The 6,766-nt window shown below is 57.6% G+C and carries 5 protein-coding genes; 1 reads left to right on the top strand and 4 read right to left on the bottom strand.

What is annotated here, in order from left to right; all coding sequences use genetic code 11:
- Position 1: 1 nt before the first annotated feature.
- Positions 2-178, top strand: coding sequence for a LysR substrate-binding domain-containing protein (locus tag VEC01_RS20635; RefSeq protein WP_414691446.1), 177 nt, complete (start codon positions 2-4; stop codon positions 176-178).
- A 436-nt stretch (positions 179-614) separates the two neighbouring features.
- Here the strand turns inward: VEC01_RS20635 and VEC01_RS11650 are convergent, their stop codons facing one another.
- The 4 genes from VEC01_RS11650 to VEC01_RS11635 all read right to left on the bottom strand — a co-directional run bounded on the left by VEC01_RS11650 (position 615) and on the right by VEC01_RS11635 (position 6,609).
- Entirely contained in the window at positions 615-2,669 is a 2,055-nt protein-coding gene (locus tag VEC01_RS11650) for a putative bifunctional diguanylate cyclase/phosphodiesterase (RefSeq protein ID WP_324900992.1), read from the bottom strand.
- 26 nt (positions 2,670-2,695) lie between these two features.
- Positions 2,696-4,195 carry a circadian clock protein KaiC gene (gene kaiC / locus VEC01_RS11645; protein ID WP_324900991.1) on the bottom strand — a complete coding sequence of 500 codons (1,500 nt, stop codon included), beginning with the start codon at positions 4,193-4,195 and terminating at the stop codon, positions 2,696-2,698.
- On the bottom strand, positions 4,192-4,494 hold the full coding sequence (locus VEC01_RS11640) for a circadian clock KaiB family protein (protein WP_324900990.1): 303 nt from the start codon (positions 4,492-4,494) through the stop codon (positions 4,192-4,194). Before VEC01_RS11640 ends, kaiC begins: the two co-directional genes overlap by 4 nt.
- 936 nt (positions 4,495-5,430) lie before the next feature.
- Positions 5,431-6,609, bottom strand: coding sequence for a GGDEF domain-containing protein (locus VEC01_RS11635; protein ID WP_324900989.1), 1,179 nt, complete (start codon positions 6,607-6,609; stop codon positions 5,431-5,433).
- Positions 6,610-6,766: the final 157 nt, after the last annotated feature.

The following is a 6,766-nucleotide window of genomic DNA, read 5'->3' as shown; positions in this document are numbered from 1 at the left end:
CGTGCTGCCGAAATGGTTGATAGAACAGGATTTGCAGGCAGGACGCCTCGTCCGCGTGTTGTCCGAGCAGGGCCTGCGCAAGGTAACGCTTTATGGTGTCTATCCGAGCCGCAAATACCTGTCGTCCAAGGTGCGGACGTTTTTGGATTTCCTCCTTGACGACGTCCGGTTGAAATAGTGTCCGCTTTCTGCCGAACCAAAGGTCGACTTAGGGTCGAGTTGCGCCTAAAAACTAAACCTTAACTACGCCTGCTTTCACGCTTCTAGCAGACGGTGAGACTATTAGCACCGGACTGACTGCCACACCATGCTTCTACACTTTGCCGCATAAGGTGAGATCAAGAAGCACGCATAAGGTGAGATTTCCTTATGCTTTTGACGCATAACTTGGGATATTCATCATTTACAGGGCTTCGAGTGCTATGCCTGGCAGCTCTTGCTGATACGCAAGCAATCACAACCTCATAAACTGAGACTCGGGTTCTTTTCAGATCAATGATTTAGTGCGGCGCAGACCGCGTAAGTTGGGATTATTTGCGCATAAGGCGGAATTTTCGTTCAGTCCCACTTTATGCGCTAAACCACACCTGCTGCGCCTTGAACGCAGGACACGTTCATGCGGCGTGCAGATGGCACCACCGCTCAAAGTCGTTTGCCGGCAAAGGCGGGCAAAAATGGTATCCCTGTCCGCGCCTGCATTTCCGCGCTCTCAGAAAATCCAAGGCTTCCTGCGTCTCGACGCCTTCTGCAATAATTTCAAGGCCGAGCGAGCGGCCCAGCCCGATAATGCCTTCGGTAATGGCACCATTCGCGCTGTTTTGCCCGATACCTCGTATAAACGACTGGTCCAGTTTCAATATGTCGATGGGCAGTTGGCTGAGATAGCTGAGGCTGGAGTAACCGGTGCCAAAGTCGTCGAGCGCCACCTTGATGCCCATGCTGCGCAGCGCATGCAGGATTTCCGCCACATCGCCGACATTGCGCATCACGGTGCTCTCGGTCACCTCGAAATACACGTCTGCTGCACTGACGCCCGCATGCAGCAGGCAGTCGGACACGGATTGTACGAAATTCTTTTGCCGGAACTGCGTTGCAGAGACATTCACGGCAACGGGAAAAACGCGGAATCCTTTTTCGCGCCACTCGCGCTGCTGCCGGCACACCTCCTGCAACGTCCATGTGCCGAGTGTCTGCATGAACCCGGCGATTTCCGCCACCGGGATAAACTGCGCCGGTGACCAATTCATGGACGGCCAGCGCAGCAACGCCTCGGCACTGACAACCGACCGGGTTTCCGTGTCCACCACCGGCTGGTAGAACACCTCGAATTCGTTCCGATCGAACCCCTGTCGCAGGCAGCTTTCTATTTTCAGCGATTCGCTGACGCGCTTGTTGAACTCCGGCTTGAAGAACTGGAACCTGTTGCGCCCGCCTTCCTTGGCCTGGTACATCGCCGTGTCCGCGTTCTTGATCAGATCGTCGATGGTATCGCCGTCTTGCGGGAACACACTGATGCCGATGCTGGGTGAGATGGTGAGGGCATGGCCATGGGCGAGATACGGCTGGTTCAACGTCGTCAGTGCGTGCCGCGCCACCATTGCCACGTCGTCTTCACTCCTGATATTGACCAGCATCATCAGGAACTCGTCGCCGCCGAAGCGGCCGACGACATCGGCGCTTCGCACGGAAGCCGTAAGGCGCCTGCCTACCTCCTTGAGCACGAGATCTCCCACATCGTGCCCATAGGCATCGTTGATCGGCTTGAACCGGTCCAGATCGATGAACAGGAATGCGCTTCGCCCGCCGCTGCGCCGCGCCCCGGAAAGCAGATGCTCAGCGAATTCGTACAGGAGCGCCCGGTTTGGCAAGCCGGTGAGCGCATCGTGCTGCGAAGCGTGCCGGATTCTTTCCTCGACTTCCTTGCGTTCGTGAATATCTTCCGCCACACCAATCACGCGCAGGGGACTGGCGTCCTGCCCGCGTTCCGTGACCTCGCCCTGGAACAGCATCCACCGCCAGTCATTCGACTTTGAACGCAAGCGCACTTCCGTCCGAAACCCGGGTGTTTTCCCTTTAAGATGGTCGTCAAAGTGACTATGCAGGCATGCCTCGTCGCCAGGGTGGACCAGTGCCCACCAAGCGGCACGGTTCGGCCGAATTTCTCCTTTTGCATAACCCAGGCACTCGTACATCCTGTCGCTGCAAGCCATGCTGCCCGTCACAACGTCAATGTCCCAGAAACCCAGCTTGGCGGCATCCAGGGCAAGCGTCAGCCGCTTTTCGTTCTCCCTGAGGATTCGCGCAGAGCGGATGCGCTCGGTAAGATCGCGCAATACCGCAATATAGGCCTGGTTGCCGCGCCATTCGGTTTCGACCACGCGCATTTCGGCAACGATCTCTTCGCCATGCGCGCCGACGATATCGACGTCGATGGTTTCACCCGCCGTCAGTGGCCGCCCGAAACGCTCCCCCACCAGCAGGTTAGCGTCCTCGGCCCTGAACAGCACGGCGGCGGCCAGATTTGCAAACTGGATCACTCCCGCGGAATCGACCACGACAAATGCATCGGGACTGCGCTCGATAATGTTGTGCAGGCGTGCCTCGCTTGCTTCCAGTCTCGCGGCCAGGTCATCCACACGCGTATCATTTTCTTGGAACTCGTCATTCATATCGCCCCGCAGCCTTTTCTACCCAGTTAAGTGCTGCCAGTCGAGGAAACCGTCTCGTCATCGCCGACATGATGGCCCTGTTCTTGCCGGAACGCGTCTCCGACATGCAGGCCCGTGTCGCTGATTGTGAATTCGCGGATATGACGATCATGGCCTGACCCGCGCATCTTCCGTATCGCGACACCGCGCCGCATCTGGCAGCCGACTTCAACGACACGCAAGTCAATGATCGCATCCGTCAGGGTGGACACGTGCTTCTCTGTCATCGCGACCGTTCCCCGAAAGACGCCGGAGTCGGCGGTCAGCGCAGTCGTGATCTGCGCCTGCTTCACATACGACGTGAGGCCGATGATGAAGTCACGGAAGGTCTTGTCCGAGGCGAGACGACCAAGCGCGGTCAAGCTGTCGATCACCAGGCGCGTCGGCTGAAATTCGGCGATCAGATCCTTCAGGCGGACCAGCCTGTCTTCGATGTTTGCCGATTCCGGGTATTCACAGATGATCCGCAACAGCCCGAGCGATTCCCGACGTGCCAGATCATGTCCCCAGGTAGCGGCATTTCTGAATAGCTGGGTGCGGCTTTCCTCGAAGTCGAGGAACAGGCAGCGCTCGTCCATGGAGCCGCCGGCAGCCGCAAATTCGGTTGCCATCATGGTTTTGCCTGCCCCGCTCGGTCCGGAAATCAACATAATCGAATCCCGATACGGGCCGCCGTGCAGCATCCTGTCCAAGCCTTCATTGCCGAACTTGACGCGCAGCTTCGATGATTCATGCTCCAGGGGGATTGCCGACAGCGGCACCACCTCAATACCCCTGCCGTTGACAAGCACGAACGGAAACTCGCCGCGCCGATGCGGCACCCCGCGGAACTTCAAGACTTCCAGCGTGCGCCGGCGCAGTTCAGAATCCAATACGTTGCGCATGATGATCACGTTATCGGAGACGAACTCTTCAAAACCGTAACGACCGATTTCGCCGTAATCCTCCGTGCGTTCACCGGTCATGACGGCAGTTACCCCCATCTGCTTGATCACATTATTGATACGCAACAGCTCCGAGCGTATTCTTTCCTGATTGCCGAAACGGGGGAAAATCGTACTGATTGCATCCATTGACAGGCGCTCGGCACCTACCTTCGTCACTGCTGCCTGAATGCGAGCCAGTAATCCGCCCAGGTCGAAGTCGCCGATCATGACGCCTTCTTCCTGATCGAAGGAATCCGTCCCGTCAACGAACGCCCACTTTCCCTCGGCTTCCCAGCGCGCGATATCCCAGCCTAACGAGAGCATGTTGCTGCGAATATCCGCCGGGGATTCCTCGAGTGTCACGAAGACGCCTGTTTGATTCGCTTTCCGGATGCCCTCGACCAGAAATTGGGTGGCAAAGACCGTCTTGGCGCTCCCTGCGGTTCCGGATACAAGAGTGCTGCGGTTGCGGGGGAGGCCCCCCATCGTAATCGAGTCAAAACCTGGAATACCCGTTGACAACATCGTTACGGCACCTGGCGAGCGCTCAGCAATGTTCACGATATTTCCTTTCCCGAGCCGAGGTCTTTGACATCCAGACCCAAGGCCATCATCACCTTGCTCGAATCAGACATGTCCCCGATCACCCGGTAGGCGGGAAGCGGTGCTACGCGGACGGTAGTGGGAGTGGCAAGGATGCGGGCGGCTTCAGCAAGGTCGGGTTGGGCGAGGACATCGATCAAGACCAGCTCATAGCTGCCGCCGACATATGCGTCGCAGATGCGGCGAAGGTTTGCCGCAGCATGATGGGAGCGTGCGGTCTGGCCGGTAACATACAAATGAATAATATATTTCGGCATGCCTGATGCGCCTTCAAGGGTTCCGCCCATTGGCAAACAGCATGGTTACATTCCACGACTAAAAAACGGCTGGTATCTATCAGGGCGGCCACCCTACAGCCTCATACCCGCTTCAAAACGCCTGGTTGATCTTCGTGCTTCTCAGAGGCTGCGGAGCAGAGCATCTTCCTCTCGTACTCTGCATCAAAGGTTGATTGTTGACTACGACCATTTGGACGAAGTTCCGTTTTCATTCAGTTGGTTCTCCGCTAAGTGCACGTACGAGAAACGAGTATCGGAAAATCCGTTTGCGTCCTTGCGCTGGTCGTGGGCATCCCGCCAGGCCGGTCGACGATCAGCATTTCTTGCAGGAGAGTATGTTCAACAGGCCGGCATCGCTTGCTTTAGCGTGTCGCTGTTGGCTGCCCAGGCAAGCTGCGTCTTCAGGATCTGTTTCCGCGTACGCCGGCGTTCGCCGCTGTAATGAAAGCGACGAAGCGTTCCGGCGTTTCATGCCGCTCGAGTCTTTTGCTGCAGGCGGTCGGAAGGGAGGCGGCGCGTCATAAGTCCGGTGCCGGACCTTCATTCGCCAAGCCGCTGCTTAATCCTTCGGCTGGCTGTCCCCGGCACGCTTCGGCCAAGCTTGCGCACGACAGCGGCAGGTGGCGGTGCGAGCACAACGTGGGGGCACCCTTATGGCAAGTCCCCAGGCCACCGCCCAGCGGTACGCTCTTTCCCACTCCTCTTCAGAGGCAATGACATGCAACATTCTCTGTTGCGCCGTCGTCATCCGCAACAACGCGTATTGTTCCCTTCCGACGGTACCGCTACGCTTTGCCCCCATTCTCTGTCTCCATCAGAACTTGGAATTGTGGTGCTTTTATTTCTGTCTGGCCGAATCAGCGCCGGCAGCGCCTCAATCGGAAGCCGGCTCGGGCATATCCCGAAATCCGTCTCTCAAATCCCCAAACCTTCGATCGGGCATTTGGCTTGCTCACAAACGAGGCGCGCTGATGCGGCCGGTCGCAGCTCCGTTTGCGTCATGATCCGGTTACGCCCCTGTTCCTTTGCGCAATACAGCAATTCGTCGGCGCGCCGCAGTCCGCCCTCCACGGTCTCATCGGCCCGCAGTTCAACCAGGCCGGCCGAAAAGGTAACCATGATCGGACGGCCTTCAAAGTGAAAGGACAATGCCTGGATCCGCTGCCGCAGCCGCTCCATGGTCGCGGACGCAGAGAGCAGCGCGGTCGCGGGCAAGTAGAGCAGGAACTCCTCGCCTCCCCACCGGGCCAATACGTCTCCCTCGCGCAGCTGGGATTTTGCGACAGCAGCGAATTGCGTCAAGACGGCGTCGCCCGCGTCATGTCCGTATACGTCGTTGATCCGCTTGAACCAGTCAATGTCGATCAGTGCCATGCAGCTTGCCGTGACTTCGGCTTTCCTGCGTCGATCCTCGGATTGCAGCAATTCGCTCATGTACCGCCGATTTGGTAACGACGTGAGCTCGTCAGTCGTTGCGAGCAAACGAATCTGCGCGATAGCCGCAATCAACTCTTCACGCTGCTGCTTGAGACTCGAACGGAGGTCGCTGAGGCGCCCGCTGAGCGCGCCGACCACCATCAGCATGGAGCCAGCCAGGGTAAAGTGGAACAGCTCGGTTTTAGGATCAAAGAATTGCGGCGCCGTGAGCGGCATTGCGAGCATCGTGAGGCCGAGAAAGGTAATGGCGAGAATGCTCAGCTCCCGGGACTTCCTGGCCTCAAGCGAGAAAGTCGTGAACGTCAGGATGACAAAAAGCGCCACGAGCGTCGAACCCCGGAGCGGGCCGAGCGCGGTATAGGCCAAACCGGTACAAAGAATGGCGAAGCGCGCCTGGTACAGGGAGAGTTGGGCCGGTGCAAGCCCAAGCCTCGGGTAGTGACGAATGAGGATGAAAAACGCCAGTTGCGCAGGGATCGTCAATGCGGTGAAGAGGATGGCATAACCGCGTATGGCCTGGCCGAACCTGACTTCAGCCCACAGGATCACCAGGCCTATGAGATAGAGCAGGATCGTGGCGCTCCAATAGCCGATCATCCGGCGCATGCGCGTTTCCGTACCGGCAAGGGCGTATAGCAGCTGCGCGCCGATAGTCATGTCTGCCTCCGTGTTGTTCTTTTTGTGCGATTACGACCTACATCTAGGGTATTCACCTTATAATTTACTTTAAAGTAACTTTGCGTGAAAAACCATAGGTGTTTCGCACGAAGGACAAGGGGCACACATTCCTTTGATTTGGCTCAAGACTGCAGAG

This window comes from Noviherbaspirillum sp. (assembly GCF_035627455.1).
GTDB lineage: Bacteria > Pseudomonadota > Gammaproteobacteria > Burkholderiales > Burkholderiaceae_D > Noviherbaspirillum.
The sequence above is the reverse complement of the archived record's forward strand: the minus strand, read 5'-3'. Positions and strand labels throughout refer to the sequence as shown.